We start from the raw sequence: 25,959 nt of genomic DNA on the forward strand, positions 1-25,959 counted from the left end.
GCATCCGATGAAATCACTGGCCAAACTCCCCGTCACCATCGTCACAGGTTTTCTCGGCTCGGGTAAAACCACGCTGCTGCGGCACATGCTCGACAATGCCCAGGGTCGCCGCATCGCGGTGATCGTCAACGAGTTCGGCGAATTAGGCATCGACGGCGAAATCCTCAAGCAATGTTCCATCGGCTGCACCGAAGAAGAGGCCAGCGGCCGCGTCTACGAACTGGCCAACGGCTGCCTGTGCTGCACCGTTCAGGAAGAGTTCTTCCCGGTGATGCGCGAACTGGTGGCCCGTCGCGGCGACCTCGACCACATCCTTATCGAAACCTCGGGCCTGGCCCTGCCAAAACCTCTGGTCCAGGCCTTCCAGTGGCCGGAAATCCGCAGCGCCTGTACCGTTGACGCGGTGATCACCGTGGTCGACAGCCCGGCCGTGGCTGCCGGCACTTTCGCCGCGTTCCCGGACCAGGTCGACGCCCAGCGCAAACTCGACCCGAACCTGGACCACGAATCGCCGCTGCACGAACTGTTTGCCGACCAGTTGTCCAGCGCCGATCTGGTGATCCTCAACAAAACCGACCTGATCAACCCTGAAGACCTGGCCCGCGTGCGCGCCGAAGTCGCCGAAGAGTTGCCGCCGGCGGTGAAAATCATTGAAGCCAGCAGCGGGCGTCTGCCGCTGGACGTATTGATCGGTCTCGGTGCCGGCTCCGAAGAGCATATCGATAGCCGTCACAGCCACCACGACCATCACCACGATGACGACGATCATGATGATCACGACCATGACGCCTTCGACTCGATTTCCATCGAGCTGCCACAAGCTGACGAAAGTCTGCTGATGGACGCGCTGACCCAACTGGTGGTCAAGCACGGGATCCTGCGGGTCAAAGGTTTCGCCGCGATCCCGAACAAGCCGATGCGTTTGCTGATCCAGGGCGTGGGCACGCGTTTCGACAAACACTTCGATCGCCAGTGGGGCGCCGACGAAACACGCATCACCCGTCTGGTGCTGATCGGCCAGGCGCTGGACGCCGCGCAACTCGAAGCGCAATTGCGCGCTGCGCTCAGCGTGTAAGCCATGCACCTGCTCAGGACCCAGCCCGGCGGTTTCGTGTCGGATGACAACATTGCCGACCTCGGACAAACCCCCGCCGAGCTGGTGATCCTGTGCAGCGGTGATTCCAGCCTGGCACTGCTCGCCGAAGCGGCGCAGCAGTTGCCCGACGATTACCCGAGCGTGCGCCTGGCCAACCCGATGCAGGTGCAGAATCATGCCTCGGTTGACCTGTACGTCGACGAAGTGCTGCGCCACGCCAAGGTGATTCTTATTTCCCTGCACGGCGGCATTGCTTACTGGCGCTACGGCGTGGAGCGCCTGGTGGAACTGGCCGAGCGCGGCGTGCAGCTGATTCTGGTGCCCGGCGATGACCGCCCGGACCCGGAACTCAGCGACCTGAGTACCGTCGGTGTCGAGGATCGCGACCGTCTCTGGCAGTTTCTGCGTCAGGGCGGCATGGGCAATGCCCTGGACTTTTTCCATTGCCTGGCCAACCGCTGGCTGGCACGTGACTACACCTGGGGCGAGCCGCAGGTGTTGCCACGCACCGCGATTTATCACCCGCGCAAATCCAATGCCACGCTGAGTGACTGGCAAGCCGGCTGGCAGGCGGGTTTACCCGTCGCGCCGGTATTGTTCTACCGCTCGCATTTGCAAGCGGCGAATACCGCATTCATCGACGTGTTCTGCCAGCGCCTGCAGGCGGCCGGGTTGAACCCGTTGCCGATTGCCCTGGCCAGTCTGAAAGAGCCTGGCTGTCTGGCGACGGTCGAGGACTGGCTGGACGAGGTGCAGGCCGGGGTCATTCTCAATACCACCGGCTTTGCCCAGTCCAGTCCTGAAGCGCCGCACTTGCGGCCATTCCGTCGTAATATCCCGGTGATCCAGGCCATCTGCGCCCAGGACAACGAGCCTGGCTGGCGCGCCAGCGAGCAAGGCCTTGGCCCGCGTGACCTGGCCATGCACATCGCTTTGCCGGAGCTGGACGGGCGCATCATCAGCCGGCCGATCAGCTTCAAGGACCTGGCGTGGCGCAGCGAACGTAGCCAGAGCGACGTGGTCTGCTATCGAGCGGCGCCCGAGCGCATGGATTTCGTCGCCGAACTGGCGCGACGCTGGGTCGATCTGGGGCGGTTGCCCAACGCTGAAAAGCGCATAGCGCTGATACTTGCCAACTACCCGACCCGCGACGGCCGGATTGGCAACGGCGTGGGCCTCGACACGCCGGCGGCGGCCTTGAACATCCTGCGTGCCTTGCATGCCGAAGGTTATCCGCTGCCGGCTGAATTGCCGGACAACGGTACCGCGCTGATCCAACAGTTGTTGGGCGGCGTCAGCAATGACCTGGAAAGCCTCGATCAGCGTCCTTGCGCGCAAAGCCTGGCCATGGACGAATACCTGGCGCTGTTCAATGCGTTGCCCGAAGCCAATCGCCAGGCGGTGCAGGCGCGTTGGGGTGCCCCCGAGAACGATCCGATGTGCCGCAACGGGCGGATGATGATTGCCGGTCTGCGCTTTGGCCTGACCTTCGTCGGCATTCAGCCCGCACGGGGGTATCAGGTGGATCCGAGCGCGGTGTATCACGATCCGGACCTGGTACCGCCCCACGGTTATCTCGCCTTCTATTTCTGGTTGCGCAACACCTACGGCGCCCATGCGGTGATCCACGTCGGCAAGCACGGCAACCTCGAATGGCTGCCGGGCAAGGGCGTCGGCCTGTCCGAGCAGTGCTGGCCGGATGCACTGCTCGGGCCGCTGCCGAACATCTATCCATTCATCGTCAACGATCCGGGCGAGGGCGCCCAGGCCAAACGGCGCACTCAGGCGGTGATCATCGATCACCTGATGCCGCCGCTGACCCGTGCCGAAACTTACGGTCCGCTGCGTAATCTGGAGTTGCTGGCCGACGAATATTACGAAGCGCAGTTGCTCGATCCGCGCCGCGCACGGGAGTTGCAGCGCGACATTCTGCAACTGGTGCGCGACAGCCACATCGACCGCGAATTGCAGCTGGATGAACAGCTCGACAGTGATGCGGACGCGGCGATCTGGTTGCCGCGCCTGGACACCTATCTGTGCGACTTGAAAGAGTCGCAGATTCGCGATGGCCTGCACGTGTTCGGCGAATCACCGACCGGGCGTTTGCGGATCGACACGCTGCTGGCGCTGTTGCGCATTCCCCGTGGCGATGGCAAAGGGGCGCAATCGAGTCTGTTGCGGGCGTTGGCCAAGGCGTTCGAACTGGGGATCGATCCGCTGGATTGTGTGTTGGCAGAGCCCTGGGGCGGGCCTCGGCCTGAAGCTTTGTTGTCGGTCAGCCACGATCCTTGGCGCATCACAGGCGATACTCGCGAACGCCTCGAACTGTTTGCCGGACAACTGATTTCACAGGCCTTGAATACCTCCTGTAGGAGCGAGCATGCTCGCGATGATGTTTCAGGCACATCAGTGTCGACTGACACTCCATCGCGAGCAAGCTCGCTCCCACAGGAAGAACCGTGGAGCGAAGTACAGGCCATTCTCAACGGCCTGCGCGAGGTGGTTGCGCCACGGCTCGACGCCTGTGGCCCGGCGGAAATGCGCGGTTTGCTCGACGCCTTGAACGGTCGCTTCGTCCCCGCCGGCCCTAGCGGCGCCCCCAGTCGCGGACGCCTGGACGTATTGCCCACGGGCCGCAACTTCTATTCGGTGGACGTGCGCAATCTACCGACCACCACCGCATGGCGCATCGGCTTCCAGTCGGCGAACCTGATCCTCGAACGTCATCTGCAAGACCACGGCGATCATCTTCGCCAGCTCGGCCTGTCGGTCTGGGGCACCGCAACCATGCGCACCGGTGGCGACGATATTGCCCAGGCCATGGCACTGATGGGCGTGCGCCCGGTGTGGGCGACCGGCAGTCAGCGGGTCGACGATTTCGAGATTCTGCCGCTGAGCCTGCTTGATCGTCCGCGGGTGGACGTGACGCTGCGTGTCTCGGGGTTCTTTCGGGATGCCTTTGCCAACCTGATTCGCTTGTTCGATGCTGCCGTGCAGGCGGTTGCGGCGCTGGATGAACCTGATGATCTCAACCCGCTGGCAGCCAAGGTGCGCGTCGAGCGCGAAGCACTGCTACAGGCGGGGCTGGATGAAGACGCAGCCCGGCGCCAGGCCGGCTGGCGCATTTTCGGCGCCAAGCCCGGTGCCTATGGCGCGGGCGTGCAGGGCGCCATCGACGGCCGTTTGTGGCACAGCCGCGAAGACCTCGCCGAGGTCTACCTGAATTGGGGCGGCTACGCTTATGGCGGTGCGGATGAGGGAACAGCCGCCCGCGAACAGTTCGCCCAGCGTCTCGGCCAGATGCAGGCGGTGCTGCAAAATCAGGACAACCGCGAGCATGACTTGCTCGATTCCAATGACTACTACCAGTTCCAGGGCGGCATGCTGGCTGCGGTGGAAACCCTGCGGGGCGAAGCGGCGGCCAGTTATCACGGCGACCACAGCCAGCCGGACCTGCCGAAGATCCGCACCTTGAAAGAGGAACTGAACCGGGTGATTCGCTCCCGGGCGGCCAATCCGAAGTGGCTCGACGGGGTCAAGCGGCATGGCTATAAAGGCGCATTCGAAATGGCGGCGACGGTCGACAACCTGTTTGCCTTCGATGCGACGACGCAGCTGATTGACGATCACCAGTATGCCTTGCTAGCGGATGCTTACCTGCTTGATCCGGCGACCCGGGATTTTGTCCGTGAGCACAATCCCCATGCATTACGCGACATGACCGAGCGCATGCTCGAAGCGCAGCAGCGGGGAATGTGGAAAGAGCCCGGGGCGTATCGCGAGGCGCTGGAGAATTTGTTGCTGGACATAGAAGAAGACAACTAACGCACCTGTTGGCGCGAGCTTGCTCGCGAATGCGCACTGACATTCACTACCGACCACGACTGAGAAAACCCGATGATCGACACCCCTCACTTCCCACTCTCCGCCGTGGTCGGCGCTGACGATCTGAAACTCGCCCTGTGCCTCACCGCCATCGACCCGAAAATCGGCGGCGTGCTGATCGAAGGTCCGCGCGGCATGGCCAAGTCGACCCTGGCCCGAGGCCTGGCCGACCTGCTGGCCAGCGGCCAATTCGTCACCTTGCCACTGGGCGCCACCGAAGAGCGCCTGGTCGGCACCCTCGACCTCGACGCCGCACTCAGCGAAGGCCGCGCACAGTTTTCCCCCGGCGTATTGGCCAAGGCCGACGGTGGTGTGCTTTACGTCGATGAGGTCAATCTGTTGCCCGATCACCTGGTCGACCTGCTGCTCGACGTCGCCGCCAGCGGCACCAACCTGATCGAGCGCGATGGTATTTCCCACCGGCACTCGGCGAAGTTCGTCCTGATCGGCACCATGAACCCGGAAGAGGGTGAATTGCGCCCGCAATTGCTCGACCGTTTCGGCTTGAACGTTGCCCTCAGCGGCCATACCGCACCTGCCGAGCGTGGGCAGATCATTCGTCGGCGCCTGGACTTCGACAGCGATCCCCAAGGTTTCTGCGCGCAGTGGGATGTCCAGCAGCAATCGTTGCGTGAACGCTGTGAAAACGCCCGTCGCGCGCTGGCGGAGATTCCCCTTGATGATGCCGCGTTGGCGCAGATCACTGAGCGCTGCTTTGCCGCCGGCGTCGATGGGTTGCGCGCCGACCTGGTCTGGCTGCGTGCGGCCCGTGCACACGCGGCATGGCGTGGGGCCACGGGCATCACCGAGGAAGATATCGACGCCGTTGCCGAGTTCGCCTTGCGTCATCGGCGGCGAGAACTGCCCGCTTCAGCGCCACAGCCGCCCCAAGCTGCCCAGGCACCTCAGCAATCGCAGCAAAATCCGGGTGAAGGGCAGGGGCAGTGGGGCGACATGCCCGCTCAGGCGTTGCCGGTCGGCGCACGACGAGAAGTGCCGAGCTGGCCAAAAAAGCCCTAGGCATTCGCCCTCGATCCGACGCGGGGGCGAATGCCAGACCCCGTGCCGGACGGTTGGATCACGGCAAGCAGGGTAAACGTCATGCGGCGCGCAACGGCACGGTGAACTGGCCCGGAACTTTGCTCGCGGGCCGGCCGCGAAAACGCGACGATCTGTTGTTTCAACTGCGCACGCGTTCGCCCCATGAGTTGTGGCTGGTGATTGTCGACGCGTCGGCCTCGACCCGTCGTCATCAGGCCTTGAGCGATGCCAAGGGATTGCTCGCGCAGCTGTTTGATGACGCCTATCGCCAGCGCGCTCGACTGGCGTTGCTGACCGCCAGTGGCCCGGTACCGCAGTGGCAGGTGCAAGGGTTGAAGGCGTCCAGCGGTTTGCGCCATTGGCTCGATGGACTTGGTGCGGGCGGTGGAACGCCATTGTTGGCGGCACTGGCGCAAGCGAGTCACTGGCTGGATGCGCGACGCAAGCGTTTCCCGGCAGAACAGCAGCGGTTGTTGCTGGTGACGGATGGGCGACTCAAGGACTGGGCGCAGTTGCCGGCGTTGCCATGCCCTGGATGCTTGATCGATATCGAGCGCGGGCCGATCCGGCTCGGGCGCAGTCAGGTGCTGGCGGCACAGATGCAGGTGGAGTATCGGCATATCGATGAGTTGCTGCCGGGCTGAGGAAGACGATTCGGTCAGGCCTTCTTCGCTCCCACATTTGCAGGCATCTACCTGTGGGAGCGAGCTGCTCGCGATGCGATCTCACGGACCGTTAACCGCCCATCGCCCGCCGATACTGGCGTGTCCGCTTGGCGATATACACCCGATCGACAATCAACGCCCACAGTGCCGAGACCTGCGGATGGGTCTTGCGCCCGCGACTCAAACGCTGCAACTGGAATTTCACCACCGCCATGCTGGCCAGCGCCGCCAGCGGTTTGCGTTTCCAGCGAATCGCCGGTAATTGCGGGTGGCTATTGCGGCCTTCGCGCCAGTGCTTGACCAGATGGGGTTCCACCGCCAGCGCAGTGCCGATGCCGGCCATGGCGACGCCACTGTCCAGCACTTGCTCGACGATCGCCAGACGCCGGATCCCACCGGTGACCATCACCGGCATGCTCGCCACGCCGGCCAGTTCGCTGGCCATCTCCAGAAAGTACGCTTCGCGCGCCAAGGTCCGGCCGTCGCGAGCCTCGCCTTGCATGGCCGGCGCTTCGTAACTGCCACCGGACAGCTCCAGCAGATCAAGAGGCAACTCATTGAGCCACTCGATCACTTGGCGGGCGTCCTCGGCGTCGAAACCACCACGCTGGAAATCCGCCGAGTTGAGTTTCACCGCGACACAAAACTGTGGTGAAACCGCTTTGCGCACGGCCTTGACCACTTCCAGCAGCAGGCGCGCACGGTTTTCCAGCGAGCCGCCCCAGCGATCATTGCGACGGTTGGTCAATGGCGACAGGAACTGGCTGAGCAGGTAACCGTGGGCGGCATGTATCTGCACGCCAGTAAATCCGGCCTTTTCCGCCAGTGCCGCACTGATGGCGAAGCGTCTGATCACCTCGCTGATATCGGCTTCGCTCATGGGTTTGGGCTCGGCGAACATTTTCGAGAACTGACCCAGGTCCAATGCCACTGCCGACGGTGCCAGCGCTTGCTGGCCGAGGTTGGCCATGGTCTGGCGGCCCGGATGATTGAGCTGCATCCAGAACTGCGCGCCACCTGCGCGCCCGGCGCGAGCCCAACGCGCGAAGCGCTCAAGGTGTTCCTCGTTTTCCAGGGCAACACCGCCGGGTCCGGTCATGGCGCGGCGGTCTATCATTACATTGCCCGTCAGCAACAACCCGGCTCCGCCTTCGGCCCAGGCCTTGTAGAGCTGGAATAACTCGCGATCAGGCGCTTGGCGAGTATCTGCGAGGTTCTCTTCCATTGCCGCTTTGGCGATGCGATTACCGATGAGCTGGCCGTTAGGCAATTTCAAGGTCTGGAAGGGCGACATGCGGAATTCCTCTGAGGTGATGAACAGAGGCTAAGCTTGAAGTGAGGTTTAAGGTCAAGCGCAAAGTTGAGACGGCGTTGCCGAGATCTACAAGTTTTGAAATGATTTCAGGCTGTAGGAAATAACCCTATCGCCTGTACGATCCAGGTCCTTTTTTCCTGACAGGATTTGCATGAACACCCCCTCGGAGCCTCCCAGTAGTCGATTCTCCCCGCGTCAACCTCCGGACTTGAGCCACGCCAAGCACCCGGTCTTCAGACATTCCAGCTTCTTTTTCATTGCAGTCCCACGGCCTCTGCGCCGCGCCTTGCCGTGCCCGGCATTCTGAATTCGCTGAAGAGAACGAGACGATTTTATGGAATGGATAGTTGACCCGACCGCGTGGCTGGGCCTGTTGACGCTGATTGTGCTGGAGCTGGTGCTGGGTATCGACAACCTGGTGTTTATCGCGATCCTGGCCGACAAACTGCCACCGGAACAGCGTGACCGCGCCCGGTTGATCGGCTTGTCCCTGGCGTTGTTGATGCGCCTGGGCCTGCTGGCGAGTATTTCCTGGCTGGTGACCCTGACCCAACCCTTGTTCGAAGTGTTCGACAAGAGCTTCTCCGGGCGCGACCTGATCATGCTGTTCGGCGGTGTGTTCCTGCTGTTCAAGGCCACCATGGAGCTGCATGAACGGCTGGAAGGTCATGTTGGCGAGCGTACCTCCAACACGGCGTACGCGCTGTTCTGGCCGATTGTGGCGCAGATCGTCGTGCTCGATGCGGTGTTCTCCCTGGACGCGGTGATTACCGCAGTCGGCATGGTGGAGGAGCTGGCGGTGATGATGATCGCGGTGATCATTTCCATCGGCCTGATGATTGTCGCGAGCAAGCCGCTGACCCGCTTCGTCAACGCCCATCCGACGGTGATCATGCTGTGCCTGGGCTTCCTGATGATGATCGGTTTCGCGCTGACCGCCGAAGGCCTGGGCTTCCACATTCCCAAGGGTTACCTGTACGCGGCCATCGGTTTCTCGATCCTGATCGAAGTGTTCAACCAGATCGCCCGTGCCCGACGCAAGAAGTCCATGCAGGGTTTGCGCCCGATGCGTGAGCGCACGGCCCACGCGGTGATGCGCCTGCTCGGTGGGCGCAAAGTGGCGGTGGAAGAGGTTGGTGAGGAGATTGCCGACCTGCTGGAAAACGGCGAAGGGCCGAGCGAAGAACTCTTCGGCCGTCGCGAACGGGTGATGATCAGCGGTGTGCTGCAACTGGCTGAGCGACCGATCCGTACCTTGATGACGGTACGCGCCGACGTCGACTGCATTGACCTTGCCGAGGATGCCGAGGCCATTCGTACGCGGCTGATGCACTCGTCTTACTCGCGCCTGCCACTGATTCGTGCGGGCGCGGTGGATGAGCCGTTGGGGTTCGTGCACAAGAAGGAGTTACTCAAGGAATACCTGGCCGGCAACGAGCCAGACCTTGAGCACCTGGCACGCCAACCGCTCAATCTGCTGGACAGTTACTCGATCCTCAATGCCCTGGAGCAGATGCGCAAGGCGTCGACGCACATTGCCTTTGTGGTCAACGAATTCGGCGACTTTGTCGGGGTATTGACCATGACCGACATTCTCGAGTCGATTGCCGGTGAACTGCCCGATGCCAGCGAAATCGAAGGCCCGGATGTGCTGGAAGAGAAGGGTGGATACATCGTCAGCGGCGCCTTGAACCTGGCCCGGGTGCGCCAGCGTACGGGGTTTGCGGCAGAACCCACCGATGACTATCAGACCCTGGCCGGGCTGGTGGTGAGTGTGCTGGATCGACTGCCAATGATCGGTGACAACCTGGAGTGGGAAGGCTGGCGGATGACAGTGTTGTCGGTTGAAGAACGGCGCGTGACGCGGGTCTTCCTGATGCGTATCGGCGGGTAGTTCATGGGCCGGATGTGATGGCCCATGACTCACTGATGAAAGGTGTACCGGTCCTTGCCCGTGTGCTTGGATTCATACAGCGCCTCATCCGCCTTTTTTAGCGCCTGATTCAGGGTTTCACCTTCCAGTACCTGCGCCAGGCCGATACTGATGGTCACCGGATGTCGGGTGGTTTGTTCACGAACTACCCGACATAGCTCGGTGGCCAGCGCGGCCATGGTTTCATGGCTCACCCCGGCCAGGTAAATCGCGAACTCTTCACCGCCCAACCGTGCATAGTCGAAATCGGCCATCACCGATTTGATGTTCGCGGCCACGCGCGCGAGCACCTCATCGCCAATGTCGTGGCCGTAGACGTCGTTGACCTTCTTGAAGTTGTCGATATCGACCATGGCCAGGTAATGACCCTGTTCGCGAGGCACTTTGTTCATCTGCAGGTCGGCGCGGGTCATGAACGAGCGGCGATTGGGTATTGCGGTGAGCGTGTCGATATAGGCCTGGTCCAGCAACAGCCGGGACATGATGAAGTTGTAGAGCTTGACCTTGTTCAGCGTCAGGAAGCTGTAGATCGTCAGGGCACCGAGAAAAACCGTGTAGCTGACGGCCATGATCCCTTTGAATTCGTGCAGCACGATGCCGGTGCCGTAGAAAGGGTTGAGCAACGTCCAGGTAATGGCCTGTGCGGCAAAGTAGGACCAGCGACTCAGTGGCAGGACCGAGGCGCTGAACAGGGTCGTCGAGGCGGCCAGCAACAGCCACGCGGGCTGGTGAGTCACGGGCAAGCCCTCGGTCAGTAAGCGCGAGCCGTAGGTGATGGTGGCGACGAACAGCAGATTGAGCCAGTCAAAATGCCGAACCTGGCGGGTAAACGTCAGGATGATAATGATGATCGCGAAGACGGCGAAAAATACCAGTGAACGCCAGGTGAACGGCTGGCCGCCGATGAAACTCAGAATCAGGTCGTAGACAATCCAGATCACGCTGCTGGCGACATAGATCAGCAGGCAGAACTTGTGCAGGCGCTCGAATTCGTGTTGCAGGAACTCGGCTTTCAGTTCAGCGGGGGCGGCCTTTTTCAGTACTTCGTCTTCAATGGTTTTGTACATCGCTGGCCTTGTTCTTGTGCTGGTTGTCGAGAATCACCTTGCCCCATGGCCGGTAGCGCAGGGAGAACACCGCGGTCGGGTGACACGCTGTCGGCACCGCTTGCAAGGGCACCGGTTCAGCCTTGAACGGCTGGCCCTCGGCACTGACCTGACGAAATGCTTCCTGCACGATGCCGACGGAGCAGGGCAGCGCACTGGCGTAGCCGTTGCGCACCACCGACGACAACCGGCCAGTGCCGGCGCCGTCCTGCCACCAGACCTGAATGCCGGCGTTGGCCAGCTCACCCAGCCACTGGCCGTTCACCTGCGGCGCCAGTTTGCCCACGTTGAACACGCTGACGTGCAGCGGCGCATCGAGTTTGCCGGCCAGGTCCTTGAGCTGACGCTGCAGGGTTTGCCTGCGATCAGGGGCGAGAAAGTGCAGGTCGTCCAGCTCCATCGGCAGGTACCAGCCACTGACCGGCAGTTTCCAGTCCTTGCGCAGCTTCTGCTGTTGGGTTAGCGATTGCCCCAGTTGCGCCTGCCAGTAGGTGGCCAGACCGGCGCTGTCCAGTTCATTGATGCGTTGGTAATAGGCCGGGTCCATGCGCAGTCCCAGCACCAGTTTCAATCCCTGGGCCTGGGCCTGTTTCAGGCTGTTGGCCAGCCAGCCCCCCGGGCCGCCGAAGTCCGCATCGCCGTAGGCCGTCCATTGCACGATCACGGTGTGGGCGCCTTGTTTGGCGCTGTCCTGCCAGACACGTTGCCATTGCGCCGGGCTCAGGCTGGCGTCGACGTTCAGCGGCTGATAGAAAATCCGTTCGTCTGCCGCCACCAGGGTGTTGGTCAACAGCAGGCAGGCCAGTAAGAGAAATCGCTTCATCAGAAATTCAACTCCACGCCCACCAGCACGCCATCACCCCCTTCATACAAGTTGCCACCCAGCGACTGCTGGTATTCGGTGCGCACGGTCAGGTGCGCGCGGTAGGCGTTGTAGATGTCATCGTTGAACCACCATTGCCAGCGCAGACCGAGACCGGTGCGCAGGTCCTGGCGCCAGTCGTTGCTCGGGTCCTGGCTGGCGAATTCGAGGAAGCCGTAGGGCATCAGGGTCTGTGCGCCGTTGAACGGCAGTTTCCAGGTGTGCCCCTGCTGGAAGCGCGACAGCCATTGGTGATCGCCAGCCTTGGTCCACCATGCCGCGTCGAGGTAGAGAAAACGTTCCTCCCAGTCGTTTTCGTCAACCCGCCAATCGTTGCGGAAGCGCCCCTGATCGAGGAACGACGCCGTGGAACGCAGCAGGTAATCGGTGCTGGTGTGGCCGTCCTTGCGATGATCGTTGAGCTGATCGAGGAGTTTCTCCGGGACCAGCATCTCTCCCAGGTTCAGATGCTGGTTGTCCTCGTCGTCAAACTGGCTCTGCTTGTAGATCTCGCCGTAGAAGTTGATGTTCGCGGTGCCCCAGGGCTTGTAGCGCAAGCCGACACCGGTGCCGACGGACTCGGCGTAGTTCCAGCGGCCGACGCCACCCAGCAACACCCGCCCATAGAGCGACAATGTACTGCCGGCACGGCTGGGTTCGTCGCCGAGGGCATGGTCCCACATCGCCAGTTGCACGTTCTGCGAGGTCGCGCGACGTTGCGAGCCGGTGCTCTGGTCCGGGCGCAGGAAGTCGTTGGTGGACGTCCCGGCCGGTGACCAGGTGCTGGCAATGGTCCTGCTATCACGACGCGACAGGGTTTCGTGGGCGCGGCGCTGACGATAGCGACGCGCTTCCATACTGCCGTCCTCGTCGTCGGCTGCTACCGGGTTCTGTTCCAGGTCGATGATTCTTTCCAGTTCCTTGCGGGCCGCCGCGCTGTCTTCCACTTCGTCATAACGCCAGGCCAGGGTTTCACCGAGGCGATAATCTTCCGGGAAATCCTTGGTGGCTTGTTGCAGGTAAGGAATGGCTTTGGCGCGTTCTTCCTTGGTGTCCGCACTGGCCAGGCGCACGCCGTAATCGGCGCGGTAACGCGGGTTTTGCGGATCGCGACGCACGGCTTCGGCCAGCCACGCATTGCTTTGCGGCAGGTCACCGGCTTTCTGCGCGGTGACTGAGGCGGCGTAGAAATGCTCGGCGTCCGGTGCCTGCTTCAGGGCTTCGCGCTGGCGTTGCAAGGCCAGGCTGTGATCCCCGCGCGCGTCGGCAATGGCCGCGCCCAAGGCCCATTCGTTGGCGCCACGGCTACGGCTTTGCTGCCAGTAGCGCTCGGCGCTCGCTGCGTCACCAGCCGTCAGCGCGCTGCGACTGGCGGTAAGGCGAGCGTTGTCGCTCAGTTCACTGTCGGGGATGCTGCGCCAGATCTTCATGGCACCGGCAGAGTCGCCGGCAGCTTCCAGCGCGTAAGCCAACGGCAGGCGGCTGTTGCGATCGCCGAGTTTTTCCGCGGTCTGGTAATACACCACTGCCTCGCCCGGCCGATCCGGCATTGCGCAACGTCCGAGGGCGCGGTAGTCGCCCGCCGATTGCGGATGCTCGCCAATAACCTGCTGCACGGCGGTGCACTGACCATTTTCCGCCAGTTGTGCCAGCAGTTGACCACGGGTGGCGGGGTCTACGCGGTTGAGCAAGGAGACCATGCGTTGCTGTTGCGCCGGGGTCGGCGACGACGAGGCGTAAAGCCCGGCCAAGCGTTGCAGCATCGCGGTCGGCAGCTTGCCGCCGTGACGGTCGTAGGCGTTTTCCAGTAACTGTTGCGCGTGATCGCGCTGACCGGCGTTCAACGCCAGGTAGGTTGCCTGATTGAGTGAATTGAGGTTGCCGGTCTGCTGGTAATGGCGCTCCCAGAGCGTCGCGGCTTCGCTGTTGCGGCCTTGCTTCTGCAACAATTCGGCGCGGCGCCTGGTCACGTCGGCGGTTTGCGGCTGGCTGGCGAGATAGGCCATGACCTTGTCACTGCGGCCCTCGTCTTGCCAGCTCTGCAGCAGACTGTCGCGACGCCGCGTATCCCACGGCTCCGGCAGACGCGTGCTTTGCAACAGCTGCGTCGCTTGCAGGCGCTGGGCGAGGATCAGCCAGGTCTTGGGGTCGGCATCGGGTGAGCAACCCTGCAACTGAGCGAGTGCCGCTTGTGGGTCGTGCCGGGACAGCCACTCGGCGGTCTCCAGGCAAGGTCGTTGCAACTCGCTACTCAAGCGCTGCACGGTGGCGCTGTCGTCGGTTTGCCGGGCCAGTTCCCACAGGCGTTGACGCTGGGCTGGATCGGCCAGGTCAGCCGCCGGCAGCGATTGCATCCAGCGCTGGGCCTGCTGGACGTGGCCCATGGCAATGGCGCGATCGACCATGGCCAGCCGGGCTTTGCGCGCCGCTTCCGGGCTGGGCGGTTTTTGCAGCAGCTTTTGCAGCGGTTCTTCGTCCAGACGCTGCACATAAGCATTGGCCAGCCGTTGCCAGCCATCGGCATCGAGCTGGTTCTTCGCGGCCAGTGGCGCGAGTTGTTCGATGGTGCCGTTCCAGTCGCGCAATTGCTCGGACCAGTTGGCCCGGGCCATGTGCAGGATCTTGTCATCACCTTTGGGGGGCAGTTGCGCCAGCCAGTCGTGGGCGCGACCGGCGCCGCCGAACTTGGCCAGGCTCAAACTGTAGGCCTGCCACAAGCGCACGCGCTGGTTCAGGTTGCTGGTGGCGATCCACTGTTCCACCAGGTCGCTGCCCGGCGGGTCCTGTTCGATCCAGGTCAGGCGCAGGTTGAGCAGGGCCTCGCTGTTCTGCGGATTGTCCGGCAGTGCCTGCACGGCGTCCTTGTAGCGGCGTTGCTTGGCCAGCGATTGCACGAGCAAGGCGCGGGCCTCGTCGTTGTTCGGCACCTTGCTCAGCAAGTGGCGCATCAGGCGCTCGACCTCGGTCCAGTTGCCTTTTTTCGCTTCGCGGTAACTGCGGTCCATGTAGGGGTAGCTGCGGAACTGTTCAAAATCGCTCAGGGGCGCGGCCTGCACCCAGGCTGCGCCGCTCAGGCTCAACATCAGGCTACCGACCAGCAGGGCATGACGATTGACTGGCTTCATGCGTACTCCCGGGCGATCTGGTAGGCGGCGTTCTGTTCTTTGTGCTGATCGGCCAACGCCTGCTCCAGAACGTCCTGAGTGATCATGCCGCGTTCGATCAGGTGTTCGCCCAGGGACATCTGCGAGGCGTCGAAATCGATCAGCGCCTGGTTGAACAGCGTCGGCGGCACCATGCCGCGCACTTGCAGCAGAGTGCCCAGCAGCACCTGGTGATGGCTGATGCGTTCGATCAAGGCTTCATCGTCCTGATGCTGTTCCAGTACCTGGAGCATCTGGCGCACGTCCTCGCTTTGCCGAGGCCCGGGATACCAATAGCGAATACCCAAAGTGACACGGCCTTGCGGTGCGAGACGACAACGTACCGGGCGTTTCAACTGGCGGCTGATGGCGCCCAGGGACACCTGGCTCACCGGGCCCTCCGAGGCCAGCACCAGGGTGTCGCCTTCCTCGGCCACCGGCAGTACGCCGTAGTGGGTGGCGATCTTGCGCGGCACGGCATCGATCAGGCGTTTGTCGAGTTTGAACGGATTGAGCGGCGCCCATTCCAGGTCCAATTGCTCGGCCAGGGTCTGCACCAGTTGCGTGGTGTCGATATGGCCACGCAGCAACAGTTCCTGACCCAGGCGTCGACGGACCGGGTTGGTCACCGCCGCTTCCAGTTGATCTTCGTTCAGCAGGCCTTTTTCCACCAGTCGGTGACCCAGCGGCGTGCGTTGGGCCTGGGCCAATGCCGGGAATTCGTGGGTGGTCTTGTCCCACGCCACGCGGCGCGAATCGCCCATTTCCATGACCTGACGCAGCGCCCGCAGGTTGGCGAAGAAATTGACGAAGTTGCTCCACATCATCCGCGGGGCCGACAACAGGCCTTCGCCCAGACCGTAGTAGCGGGTGACGAACCAGCAACGCTGGAACAGGCGGTTAAGCAGCATGAAACCGTTGAGCCAGAGCAGGGTGGACAACAGGGTACTGTCGGAAAGGATCGATGGATAACGCCAGGCATTGGGCGCGATCACCGTGACCAGCCACATGGCGATCAGCACCACAAACAGCAAGTTGACCAGGAAGCTCAACAGGTAGGCGATCAAGCCGCGACGGTCGCGCCAGAGAAAGTAGTTGAGCAGGCCCTTGGGGCTCCAGCCGAGGTTCTTGGTGCCCTGGAAGACGATGCCGACGATCCAGCGCGATTTCTGCCGGATCGCGTGTTGCAGGTCCCGGGGAAAGTGTTCGCGCACGCAGATGACCTGGGAAAACGAGCGATCCATGCCGAATGCCCAGGGCTGTTCCAGCGCCAGCTTCGGGTCGCTCACCGAGTAGCGGGCGAAGATGCACTTCATGCCCTTTTGCTTGAGGCGGAAACCGATGTCGTAATCTTCAGTCAGGCTCTGCACATCGAAGGCGATGCCATCGCCGTCTTCGAGCAGGGCACTGATGGCCTTGCGGCTGAAGCAGGTGCCGACCCCGGCGCTCGGCACCTGGCCGGTCAGGGCTTCACGCACGATGACGTCCTTGCCGTGGTTTTCCGCGAACTCGTCGACGTAGTGCCCGGCGGTAAAACCTTTCCATTCCGGCGCGTAGGGGTAGACCGGGATCTGGATCAGGTCCTTGGCGGGCAGCAGGTAGTTGAACAGGCGCAACTCCATCGGCGAAATCACGTCTTCGGCATCGTGCAGGATGAACCCGGCAAACTGGATTTTCGCGTCGCTTTCAAAACGCAGGATCGCGTCGATGACGTTGTTCAGGCAGTCGGCCTTGCTGGTCGGGCCGGGCCGGGCGCACACCACCTTGTGCACGTTGGGGTAGTGCAGGCAGACCGCATCGACGTCGGCCTGGGTTTCAGCGTCGTTGGGGTAGGTACCGACAAAAATCTGATAGTTCTCATAGTCGATGGTCGAGGCGGCCAGGCGCGCCATTTCACCGACCACACCGACTTCATTCCACGCCGGCACCATGATCGCCAGGGGTTTTTCAGCGATGGAGTACAGGCGCTCTTCGTCTGCGCGCTTGAATTTTTCGTAGATCCGCCAGCGGCGGATCAGCTTGCGTCCCCAGTAAACGATATCGATGAACAGGTCATCGAGCCCGAGGATGAACATCAACAGCGCGAGGGTAATGGCGAGGTATTTGAGTCCGAACAGCACATAGGCAAAGAAATCGACAAAACCCAGGCTCATACCGCTTTACCCGCGTTCGCGCGGTGTTTGAGCCAGACGCCGAGGCGGTTGGCGATACGCTCGCTGGCATGTCCGTCGCCATAGGGACTGTTCACCCGGCTCATGCGCTGGAAGGTGTCCTCATCATCGAACAGCAGGCTGGCCTGTTTGACGATGCGGTCGGTGTCGGTGCCTACCAGCAGCACCGTCCCGCCCTCGAGCACCGAGGGCCGCTCGGTGACATCACGCAGCACCAGAAGGGGTTTTCCAATCGCCGGGGCTTCCTCCTGGATGCCGCCGGAATCGGTAATGATGAAATGCGCGCGGCCCATCAGCCAGACGAAGTGCTGGTAATCCTGCGGCGCCACCAGATAGATGTTGGGTTTGTCCGAGAGCACGCCGTACACGGCGTTTTGCACTTGTGGATTGAGGTGCACCGGGTAAACGAATTGCACATCGGGGTAACGCTGGGCGAGGGTGGCCAGCGCGAGGCAGATGTTGCGGAAACCGCCGCCGAAGTTTTCCCGACGATGCCCGGTGATCAATACCATGCGCCGGCTGTCATCGAGCACAGCCAGCGGTGAGTCGGCCGCAGGGTGCCAACCGCTGGCCTGTTGGTGCTCGCGCATCCACACCAGGGCGTCGATGACCGTATTGCCCGTCACCTCGATGTTGGCCTTGGGCACGCCTTCGCGCAGCAGGTTGTCCTCGTTCTTGGTGGTCGGGGCGAAATGCAGGTCGGCGATGACGCCGGTCAAATGCCGATTGGCTTCCTCCGGCCAGGGAGCACGCAGGTTACCGGTGCGTAAACCGGCCTCGACATGGCCGATCGGCAACTGCCGGTTGAAGGCGGCGAGGGCGGCGATGAAGCTGGTGGTGGTGTCGCCGTGGACCAGCACGATGTCCGGCTTGACCCGCTCGTAGGCACTGTCCAGGTGCGCCAGCAGTTGCTGGGACAGACCGTTGAGGGTCTGGCCCTGGGTCATCACCTGCAGGTCTTCGTCGACGGCCAGTTCGAAGGAGTCGAGGACCTGCTTGAGCATTTCCCGATGCTGGCCGGTGGAGCAGATATTGAGATCAATACCGGGCCAGTTGCGCAGGACCCGTGCGAGGGGGGCCATCTTGATGGCCTCCGGTCGTGTGCCGAAAACCATCATCACCTTGAAAGACATTCATCCTCCTGGAACTTCGTGAAAGGCTGTCGCGGCTGGGTGCCCGGCCTTCATTTCATACCTGTCTGGAACTTGAATAAAAGCAGTCGAAACCGGGGTTGTCCAATTCGCCGGGGAGCGGGATAGAGGCATCCGCAGGGTTTTCTCGCGGAAAAAACCCGCGCAGAGGGCGCAGGCGGGGGACAGGAAAGTGAATCCTTTAAGCAGTCAGCGTCCGGTAACGGGGCAACGACCGGTGTTGCGCACCCGTTTGGGGCCCGGCTACCCGCACCCTGTGGCCAACGGTAGCGCTCGTCATTGGGGTGCGCAGTAACACCGCTTCGCGATGATTTGCCATCTCATTGATTGTGTTCAGTTTTCAAATGCACTGGGAAACGTCTGATGTCCTGTGGCACACTTTCTGCTGTCTGTTCCGTTGTTACATACCTACTTCCGGTATAGCGGAATAAACATGACCCTGGAGTGCTTGCCATGCATCGCCGTCCTTCCTTGTTCAAAGCGTGTGTTTTTCTTTTCGCGGCCACTGCCGCTGCCGTGGGTGTAGCCCAGGCCGCGGACAGCAAGCTCGATAGCGTTCTGGCCCGCGGCAAGCTGATTGTCGGGACGGGCAGCACCAATGCGCCTTGGCACTTCCAGGGCGCGGACGGCAAGTTGCAGGGTTTCGATATCGATATCGGGCACATGATTGCCAAGGGCCTGTTCAATGACCCGGACAAGGTCGAGTACGTGGTGCAGTCTTCCGATGCGCGGATTCCCAACCTGCTGACCGACAAGGTCGACATCAGTTGCCAGTTCATCACCGTGACCGCCAGCCGTGCCCAGCAAGTGGCGTTCACCCTGCCGTACTACCGCGAAGGCGTCGGCCTGCTGTTGCCGGCGAACAGCAAGTACAAGGAAATCGATGACATGCAGGCGGCCGGCGACAAGGTCACCGTGGCGGTGCTGCAAAACGTCTACGCCGAAGAGCTGGTGCACCAGGCGCTGCCCAAGGCCAAGGTCGACCAGTACGACAGCGTCGACCTGATGTACCAGGCGGTGAACTCCGGCCGTGCCGACGCGGCGGCCACCGACCAGTCTTCGGTCAAATACCTGATGGTGCAGAACCCTGGCCGCTACCGCAGCCCGGCTTACGCCTGGAGCCCGCAGACCTACGCGTGCGCAGTCAAGCGCGGCGATCAGGACTGGCTGAACTTCGTCAACACCACCTTGCATGAAGCCATGACCGGTGTTGAGTTCCCGACTTACGCGGCATCGTTCAAAAAATGGTTCGGCGTAGATCTGCCGTCGCCGGCCATCGGTTTCCCCGTCGAATTCAAATGATCCCGTGAGAGCGGGGCGATCATGAATCGCCCCGCTCAAGGTACTGCTGACCATGAACTATCAGTTGAATTTTGCCGCCGTGTGGCGCGATTTCGACACCTTGCTGGCGGGGCTCGGCCTGGGCCTGCAACTGGCGCTGGTGTCGATCGCCATCGGCTGTGTGATCGGCCTGACGATGGCGTTTGCTTTGCTGTCCAGGCACCGCGCCTTGCGGGTGCTGGCGTCGGTGTATGTCACGGTGATTCGTAACACGCCGATCCTGGTGTTGATTCTGTTGATCTACTTTGCCCTGCCGAGCCTGGGGATCCGCCTGGACAAGATCCCCTCGTTCATCATCACCCTGTCGCTGTATGCCGGGGCGTACCTGACCGAAGTGTTCCGCGGCGGTCTGCTGAGCATTCCCAAGGGCCAGCGTGAGGCGGGCCTGGCCATCGGCCTGGGCGAGTGGCAGGTCAAGGCCTACGTCACAGTGCCGGTGATGCTGCGCAACGTATTGCCGGCGCTGTCGAACAACTTCATCTCGCTGTTCAAGGACACCTCGCTGGCGGCCGCCATCGCCGTGCCGGAGCTGACCTATTACGCGCGCAAGATCAATGTCGAGAGCTACCGGGTGATCGAAACCTGGCTGGTGACCACGGCGCTCTATGTTGCGGCCTGTTACCTCATTGCCATGCTGCTGCGTTACCTCGAGCAGCGCCTGGCGATCCGCCGATAGGAGGCCCCATGTACGAATCCCCCAGTTGGTTGCATGAGTTGTGGGTGGCGCGGGACGTTTTGTGGCAAGGCTTTTTGACCAGCGTGCAGGTGTCGGCGCTGGCGATTCTGCTCGGCACGTTGCTGGGTGTTGTCACCGGGCTGGTGCTGACCTACGGCAAGTTCTGGATGCGCGCGCCGTTTCGTTTCTACGTCGATGTGATTCGCGGCACACCGGTGTTCGTGCTGGTGCTGGCGTGCTTCTACATGGCGCCGGCACTGGGCTGGCAGATCAGTGCGTTTCAGGCCGGGGCCCTGGGTTTGACGTTGTTCTGCGGCTCCCACGTCGCCGAGATCGTGCGCGGTGCGTTGCAGGCGTTGCCCCGTGGGCAGATGGAGGCGAGCAAGGCCATCGGCCTGACCTTCTATCAGTCCTTGGGTTATGTGCTGTTGCCCCAGGCCTTGCGGCAGATTTTGCCGACCTGGGTCAACTCGTCCACCGAGATCGTCAAGGCCTCGACCCTGTTGTCGGTGATCGGTGTCGCCGAGCTGTTGCTCAGCACCCAGCAGATCATCGCCCGGACCTTCATGACCCTGGAATTTTACCTGTTCGCCGGTTTCCTGTTCTTCGTCATCAACTACGGCATCGAGTTACTCGGCCGGCACATTGAAAAGCGGGTGGCTTTGCCATGACACAGACTCAATCCAATGCACAAAACGGCCAACCCCTGCTGGACATTCGCGGCCTGCACAAGCGTTACGACCAGCTCGAAGTGCTCAAGGGCGTCGACCTGACCATGCAGCGCGGCAACGTGGTGACGCTGATCGGCTCCAGCGGTTCGGGCAAGACCACGCTGTTGCGCTGCGTCAACATGCTTGAGGAATTCCAGGGCGGGCAGATCCTGCTCGACGGCGAATCCATCGGTTATGACGAGGTCAACGGCAAACGCATTCGCCACCCGGAAAAGGTCATTGCCCGTCATCGCGCCATGACCGGCATGGCGTTCCAGCAGTTCAACCTGTTCCCGCACCTGACCGCCTTGCAGAACGTCACCCTCGGCTTGCTCAAGGTGAAAAAGCTGCACAAGGACGAGGCAGTGGCACTCGCGGAAAAATGGCTGGAGCGGGTCGGCCTGCTGGAGCGTCGCGATCACTATCCGGGCCAGTTGTCCGGCGGTCAGCAGCAGCGCGTGGCGATTGCCCGGGCGATTGCGATGAATCCGAGCCTGATGCTGTTCGACGAAGTGACGTCAGCGCTGGACCCTGAACTGGTCAGCGAAGTGCTCAACGTGATCAAGGGCCTGGCGGATGACGGCATGACCATGCTGCTGGTGACCCACGAAATGCGCTTCGCCTTCGAAGTCTCGGACAAGATCGTTTTCATGAACAAGGGGCGTATTGAAGAGCAGGGGCCACCCAAGGACCTGTTCGAGCGCCCACAGTCGCCGCGTCTGGCGGAATTTCTCAAGAGCACGCGGTTTTAAATACTTAATTTCAATCAGGAGAAACCCTCATGAGCATTACTCGATACGGCACCGGCAGCACCGCCGCTGGCGGCACGCCGCGTCCTTTCGCCCGCGCCGTTGAAGCCGATGGCTGGCTGCACGTCTCCGGCCAGGTGCCGGCGAAGGATGGCGAGATCATTGTCGGTGGCATCGTCGAGCAGACCCACCAGACCATGCAGAACCTGATCGCGATTCTCCAGGAGGCCGGTTACGGCCTGGAAGATGTGGTGCGTGCCGGCGTGTGGCTGGAAGACCCACGGGATTTCACCAGTTTCAACAAGGTGTTTTCCGAGTACTTCAAACCCGAGCACGCCCCGGCACGGGCCTGTGTGCAGGCGCACATGATGGTCGATTGCAAGGTCGAGATCGACTGCATTGCGTACAAGAAAAAGGCTTGAGGTTTGCGTGGCCTGCATCGCGAGCAAGCTCGCTCCCACAGGGATTGAGGCTGTGGCTGAATTATGTGGCAGCACACAGAACCTTGTGGGAGCGAGCTTGCTCGCGATGGCGGCCTAACAGTCACCGCAACACCCTGGGTAAACTCCCGGCACTTTGAATGGGAACCTGAAAGATGACCGAAGACACCATCAAGCGCCGGGCACGCGGTCTGGACCGGGCGTTCGATATCCTCGATTTCCTCAAGGAAATCGGCCAGCCCCTGCGCCCGAACGACATCGCCAACGGTATCGGCAGTCCGAAGTCCACGGTCTACGAACTGGTGGCATCCCTGCTGGAGCGGCGCATCCTGGAGCCGGTGGGCAAGGACGGTCACGTTTACCTAGGCCGCCAGTTGTACTTCCTTGGCCAGGCACATCTACGCCACTTCGATCTGACCCGTGAGGCCGATCACGCCTTGCAGGAGATCGTCAGCCAGACCCATGAAACGGCGCAGATGTGCCTGCTCAACGGGCGCAAATACACGGTGGCGCTGATGAAGGAGGGCGAGCGGCATTTTCGTATTTCCTCGGACATCGGCGAAAACGCGCCGATCCCGTGGACGGCCTCCGGGCGCTTGCTGCTGGCGCACCTGAGTGATCAGGAGATCGTCGACCTGATCGACCACGACGACTTCATCCTGCCCGACGGCGAACGCCTGCCGCTGGAGCGGTTTCTCAAGGAAATCCGCCAGGCCGGCATCGACGGATTTTTCTCTTTCGACAGTGTGGCCGACACCTTTACCCATTGCTTTGCCGCACCGGTCAAGGACGCCAAGGGCGTGGCCATTTGCACCTTGTGCATCGTCGCACCGCGCGCCGATGCCAAGACCCATTACAACGAATACCGCCGCGTGCTGATTGAGAGTGCCAACAGCCTGGCGCGGCGCATCAATGAATAACCGCGGCTGATTGCGGCCGCGAATGTGAGGAGTTCGACCATGTCTTCTGCCCCCAATACTGCCAACGTCGACAAAGGCGCCGCCGCGACGGGCGCCAGCCTGGTACGTGACGTCAGCCTGCCGGCGCTGGTCCTGCACCGCGAGGCGCTGGAGCACAACATTCGCTGGATGCAGGCGTTCGTCAGCAACAGCGGTGCAGAGCTGGCACCCCACGGCAAGACCAGCATGACCCCGGCGCTTTTTCGTCGGCAACTGGACGCCGGCGCCTGGGGCATCACCCTGGCCAGCGCCACGCAAACCCGCGCGGCCTATGCCTATGGCGTGCGCCGGGTGTTGATGGCCAATCAACTGGTCGGCACGCCGAACATGGCATTGATCGCCGACCTGCTGGCGGACCCGGATTTCGATTTCTACTGCATGGTCGATCACCCGGACAACGTGGCCGACCTCGGTGCCTACTTCGCCTCACGCGGGGTGCGTCTGAATGTAATGATCGAGTACGGCGTGGTTGGCGGTCGTTGCGGTTGCCGCAGCGAACAGGAGGTCCTCGACCTGGCCCAAGCCATCGCCGCGCAACCGGCACTGGCCCTGACCGGGATCGAAGGTTACGAAGGGGTGATTCATGGTGATCACGCCATCAGCGGCATTCGTGCGTTCGCCGGATCCCTGGTGCGCCTGGCGGTGCAGTTGCAGGACAGCGGCGCGTTCGCCATTGCCAAGCCGATCATCACCGCGTCGGGTTCAGCCTGGTACGACCTGATCGCCGAAGAGTTCGAAGCGCAGAACGCCGCCGGACGTTTCCTCAGCGTGCTGCGGCCGGGTAGCTACGTGGCCCACGACCATGGCATCTACAAGGAGGCGCAATGCTGCGTGCTGGACCGTCGCAGCGACCTGCACGAAGGCCTGCGCCCGGCGCTGGAAGTCTGGGCGCACGTGCAATCGTTGCCGGAGCCGGGCTTTGCGGTGATTGCCCTGGGCAAGCGTGACGTGGCCTACGACGCCGGCTTGCCGGTGCCATTGCTGCGCTACAAAGCCGGGGTGCTGCCGGCGACGGGTGACGACGTGGGGGCGTGCAAGGTGACGGCGGTGATGGACCAGCATGCGTTCATGACCGTGGCACCGGGCGTTGAGTTGCGGGTGGGCGACATCATTTCCTTTGGCACATCGCACCCGTGCCTGACCTTTGACAAGTGGCGTGTCGGCTGCCTGGTGGATGAGCAGTTGAACGTCATCGAGACCATGGAAACCTGTTTCTAGGGCTTGAGACCGCTGCGATTGCCCAGACACCACCGGAATACCAGAGACCCCACCACCATGAACACTCGCAACCCCCCACGCATCGCCCTCATCGGCGAATGCATGATTGAACTGCAACATCGCGCCGACGGCAGCCTGCAGCAAAGCTTCGGCGGCGACACCTTGAACACGGCGGTGTACCTGTCCCGCGAACTCGGCGAGCAAGGCGTCGTCGATTACGTCACCGCGCTGGGCGATGACAGCTTCAGTGATGCCATGTGCCAAAGCTGGGCGGCCGAGAACATCGGCCTGGGCATGGTCCAGCGTTTGCCGGGGCGGCTGCCGGGCCTGTATTGCATCCAGACCGATGCTGCCGGGGAACGGCGTTTCCTCTACTGGCGCAATGAAGCGGCGGTACGCGATTGTTTCACCACGCCGGCAGCGGCACCGATTCTTGCGGCGTTGCCGGAATACGACGTGCTGTATTTCAGTGGCATTACCCTGGCGATCCTCGGTGTCCAGGGCCGGGAGAGATTGCTGGAAGTCTTGAGCCAGGCCCGCAAGCGAAATGCGCGCATTGTATTCGACAACAACTACCGGCCGCGTCTGTGGGCGTCAGTCGAGGAGGCCCGCGCGGCGTATCGCAGCGTCTTGCCCTTTGTCGACATCGCCTTGTTGACCGTGGATGACGAGCAGGCGCTGTTCGATTACGTCGACTGTGAGGCGGTGTTCACGGCGTATGAGCAGATCGGCACGCCGGAAGTGGTGCTCAAGCGTGGTGCCGAGACTTGCCTGATTCGTTGTGCCGGTGAGTCGTTCGAAGTACCGGCGCAGAAAGTCGAGCGTGTGGTGGACACCACGGCGGCGGGGGATTCGTTCAGTGCGGCGTATCTCGCTGCGCGGCTCAAGGGCGCCAGCCCGGCGGACGCGGCCGAGGCCGGGCATCGACTGGCCAGCCGGGTGATTCAGGTGCCGGGGGCGTTGATTCCCCGAGGCTGATTCTCAGTTGTTGTGGTGAGGGATGCTGTTGTAGTCAGGGATGCCCTTGTGGCGAGGGAGCTTGCTCCCGCTTGAGTGCGCAGCGCTCACAGTTTTTAGGGCCGCTACGCAGCCCAACGCGAGCAAGCTCGCTCGCCACAGGATGGATTTGTAATCTGGAGTTATGGTTGCGGATCTGACCTGACACAGGGCCCTGCTGGGTCAATCCCGGTAAAACACCTGCACCAGGTGATAACCGAACTTGCTCTTGATCGGCCCGTGCACCACCCGCAGCGGCTTCTTGAAAATCACCGCGTCGATCGCGCCAACCATTTGCCCTGGCCGCACTTCACCCAGGTCACCACCGCGCTTGCCGGACGGGCAGGTCGAATATTTCTTGGCCAGCACATCGAAGGCTTCGCCCTTGGCGATGCGTTGCTTGAGCTGCTCGGCTTCTTCCGAGGTTTTCACCAGGATATGGCGGGCTTGAGCTTTCATGGAGGTACCTTGCTGCGGTGGTGACATCGGGGCGCGGGATTAT

20 protein-coding genes are annotated in these 25,959 nt (G+C 62.1%); 13 read left to right on the forward strand and 7 right to left on the reverse strand.

What is annotated here, in order from left to right; genetic code table 11:
* Positions 1 to 7: 7 nt before the first annotated feature.
* From cobW to EIY72_RS09500, 4 genes are all read left to right on the forward strand, one after another.
* Complete coding sequence (gene cobW / locus EIY72_RS09485; protein WP_093230466.1) at positions 8 to 1,075, forward strand: cobalamin biosynthesis protein CobW; 1,068 nt, start codon at positions 8 to 10, stop codon at positions 1,073 to 1,075.
* 3 nt (positions 1,076 to 1,078) lie between these two features.
* Positions 1,079 to 4,921, forward strand: a complete 3,843-nt coding sequence (gene cobN, locus EIY72_RS09490; protein WP_093219357.1) for a cobaltochelatase subunit CobN — start codon at positions 1,079 to 1,081, stop codon at positions 4,919 to 4,921.
* Positions 4,922 to 4,993: 72 nt separating this feature from the next.
* The gene (locus EIY72_RS09495; RefSeq protein ID WP_093219361.1) at positions 4,994 to 6,001 is read left to right on the forward strand and encodes a magnesium chelatase ATPase subunit I; all 1,008 of its coding nucleotides are present in this window, start codon (positions 4,994 to 4,996) and stop codon (positions 5,999 to 6,001) included.
* 53 nt (positions 6,002 to 6,054) lie between these two features.
* Positions 6,055 to 6,666, forward strand: coding sequence for a vWA domain-containing protein (locus EIY72_RS09500; protein ID WP_093219364.1), 612 nt, complete (start codon positions 6,055 to 6,057; stop codon positions 6,664 to 6,666).
* A gap of 91 nt (positions 6,667 to 6,757) precedes the next feature.
* On the opposite strand, the gene EIY72_RS09505 is transcribed toward EIY72_RS09500, so the two are convergent.
* Positions 6,758 to 7,981 carry an NADH:flavin oxidoreductase/NADH oxidase family protein gene (locus tag EIY72_RS09505; RefSeq protein ID WP_093219368.1) on the reverse strand — a complete coding sequence of 408 codons (1,224 nt, stop codon included), beginning with the start codon at positions 7,979 to 7,981 and terminating at the stop codon, positions 6,758 to 6,760.
* A 355-nt stretch (positions 7,982 to 8,336) separates the two neighbouring features.
* Between EIY72_RS09505 and EIY72_RS09510 the strand changes: the two genes are divergently transcribed.
* Entirely contained in the window at positions 8,337 to 9,896 is a 1,560-nt protein-coding gene (locus tag EIY72_RS09510) for a TerC family protein (RefSeq protein WP_093219372.1), read from the forward strand.
* A gap of 29 nt (positions 9,897 to 9,925) precedes the next feature.
* Here the strand turns inward: EIY72_RS09510 and EIY72_RS09515 are convergent, their stop codons facing one another.
* Genes EIY72_RS09515 through wecB form a run of 5 tightly spaced genes read right to left on the reverse strand, consistent with a single transcriptional unit; the run spans position 9,926 to position 18,350 of the window.
* Positions 9,926 to 11,002 carry a GGDEF domain-containing protein gene (locus EIY72_RS09515; protein WP_093219376.1) on the reverse strand — a complete coding sequence of 359 codons (1,077 nt, stop codon included), beginning with the start codon at positions 11,000 to 11,002 and terminating at the stop codon, positions 9,926 to 9,928.
* On the reverse strand, positions 10,986 to 11,864 hold the full coding sequence (locus tag EIY72_RS09520; RefSeq protein WP_093219381.1) for a DUF4434 family protein: 879 nt from the start codon (positions 11,862 to 11,864) through the stop codon (positions 10,986 to 10,988). The genes EIY72_RS09515 and EIY72_RS09520 overlap by 17 nt, the downstream gene beginning before the upstream one ends.
* Complete coding sequence (locus EIY72_RS09525; RefSeq protein WP_093219384.1) at positions 11,864 to 15,028, reverse strand: NfrA family protein; 3,165 nt, start codon at positions 15,026 to 15,028, stop codon at positions 11,864 to 11,866. Before EIY72_RS09525 ends, EIY72_RS09520 begins: the two co-directional genes overlap by 1 nt.
* Positions 15,025 to 17,199, reverse strand: coding sequence for a cyclic di-3',5'-guanylate-activated glycosyltransferase NfrB (nfrB, locus tag EIY72_RS09530; RefSeq protein WP_093219389.1), 2,175 nt, complete (start codon positions 17,197 to 17,199; stop codon positions 15,025 to 15,027). Before nfrB ends, EIY72_RS09525 begins: the two co-directional genes overlap by 4 nt.
* Entirely contained in the window at positions 17,196 to 18,350 is a 1,155-nt protein-coding gene (wecB, locus tag EIY72_RS09535; protein WP_093219392.1) for a non-hydrolyzing UDP-N-acetylglucosamine 2-epimerase, read from the reverse strand. The genes nfrB and wecB overlap by 4 nt, the downstream gene beginning before the upstream one ends.
* A 471-nt stretch (positions 18,351 to 18,821) precedes the next feature.
* Here wecB and EIY72_RS09540 point away from each other — a divergent pair, with 471 nt between their 5' ends.
* From EIY72_RS09540 to EIY72_RS09575, 8 genes are all read left to right on the forward strand, one after another.
* On the forward strand, positions 18,822 to 19,670 hold the full coding sequence (locus EIY72_RS09540; RefSeq protein ID WP_093219395.1) for a transporter substrate-binding domain-containing protein: 849 nt from the start codon (positions 18,822 to 18,824) through the stop codon (positions 19,668 to 19,670).
* Positions 19,671 to 19,722: 52 nt separating this feature from the next.
* Complete coding sequence (locus EIY72_RS09545; RefSeq protein WP_093219398.1) at positions 19,723 to 20,385, forward strand: amino acid ABC transporter permease; 663 nt, start codon at positions 19,723 to 19,725, stop codon at positions 20,383 to 20,385.
* Between the two features lie 8 nt (positions 20,386 to 20,393).
* On the forward strand, positions 20,394 to 21,056 hold the full coding sequence (locus EIY72_RS09550; protein ID WP_093219402.1) for an amino acid ABC transporter permease: 663 nt from the start codon (positions 20,394 to 20,396) through the stop codon (positions 21,054 to 21,056).
* On the forward strand, positions 21,053 to 21,847 hold the full coding sequence (locus tag EIY72_RS09555) for an amino acid ABC transporter ATP-binding protein (protein ID WP_093219405.1): 795 nt from the start codon (positions 21,053 to 21,055) through the stop codon (positions 21,845 to 21,847). Before EIY72_RS09550 ends, EIY72_RS09555 begins: the two co-directional genes overlap by 4 nt.
* A gap of 29 nt (positions 21,848 to 21,876) precedes the next feature.
* On the forward strand, positions 21,877 to 22,266 hold the full coding sequence (locus tag EIY72_RS09560) for a RidA family protein (protein WP_093219410.1): 390 nt from the start codon (positions 21,877 to 21,879) through the stop codon (positions 22,264 to 22,266).
* Between the two features lie 173 nt (positions 22,267 to 22,439).
* A complete protein-coding gene (locus EIY72_RS09565; RefSeq protein ID WP_093219415.1) occupies positions 22,440 to 23,204 on the forward strand; it encodes an IclR family transcriptional regulator in 765 nt (254 codons plus the stop codon).
* A 39-nt stretch (positions 23,205 to 23,243) separates the two neighbouring features.
* The gene (locus EIY72_RS09570; RefSeq protein ID WP_093219419.1) at positions 23,244 to 24,461 is read left to right on the forward strand and encodes an amino acid deaminase; all 1,218 of its coding nucleotides are present in this window, start codon (positions 23,244 to 23,246) and stop codon (positions 24,459 to 24,461) included.
* 57 nt (positions 24,462 to 24,518) lie between these two features.
* Complete coding sequence (locus EIY72_RS09575; protein ID WP_093219423.1) at positions 24,519 to 25,439, forward strand: sugar kinase; 921 nt, start codon at positions 24,519 to 24,521, stop codon at positions 25,437 to 25,439.
* A gap of 201 nt (positions 25,440 to 25,640) precedes the next feature.
* On the opposite strand, the gene EIY72_RS09580 is transcribed toward EIY72_RS09575, so the two are convergent.
* The gene (locus EIY72_RS09580; protein ID WP_007933743.1) at positions 25,641 to 25,916 is read right to left on the reverse strand and encodes a peptidylprolyl isomerase; all 276 of its coding nucleotides are present in this window, start codon (positions 25,914 to 25,916) and stop codon (positions 25,641 to 25,643) included.
* Positions 25,917 to 25,959: the final 43 nt, after the last annotated feature.

Source organism: Pseudomonas vancouverensis (assembly GCF_004348895.1).
GTDB lineage: Bacteria > Pseudomonadota > Gammaproteobacteria > Pseudomonadales > Pseudomonadaceae > Aquipseudomonas > Aquipseudomonas vancouverensis.